This is a genomic window from Pseudoalteromonas sp. BSi20495 (assembly GCF_000241185.1).
GTDB classification, from domain to species: domain Bacteria; phylum Pseudomonadota; class Gammaproteobacteria; order Enterobacterales; family Alteromonadaceae; genus Pseudoalteromonas; species Pseudoalteromonas fuliginea.
The window spans coordinates 1-409 of the sequence record NZ_BADY01000134.1 but is presented as its reverse complement, the minus strand read 5'-3'; the positions used below and the strand labels follow the sequence as shown (position 1 = coordinate 409).

Sequence of the window (409 nt, the reverse complement as noted above, 5' to 3'; positions counted from 1 at the left end):
ATCTTGCCTGCAAGACGCTAACTTGTCAGATATCCATCAAAACTTGCGAACGCAGGCTGATTGCACGATAAGTTATAAACCCTTTCATAATCAAATTCGAAAACCAGCCTTGACTGAGCTTGTCCGTGAGCTCGTTATTCAAGCGATGTCTAAATTGACTGTAAACACGCTGGATAAAACCTTTTTTACCCAGCGAGGAATACAGCGAGTGTTATTGCAAGATGGTTCTTCATTTGCTCTACATGATGAATTAGCGCAGGTTTTTGCTGGTCGTTTTACTGCTGTAAGTCCTGCCGCAATTGAGTTGCACGTTACCTATGACCTATTTAATGAACAACCCTGCGAAATAGATATTCGTCCTGATGTTGAAACTGAGCGCGCCTTTTTACCAGGTAGCCACACACTTGAA

General features: G+C 42.5%; 1 pseudogene. It reads left to right on the top strand.

Features of this window, described 5'->3' with window-relative positions:
- Positions 1-22: 22 nt before the first annotated feature.
- Positions 23-409 (top strand): annotated as a pseudogene (locus tag P20495_RS20900) (IS4 family transposase); the annotation flags it as partial.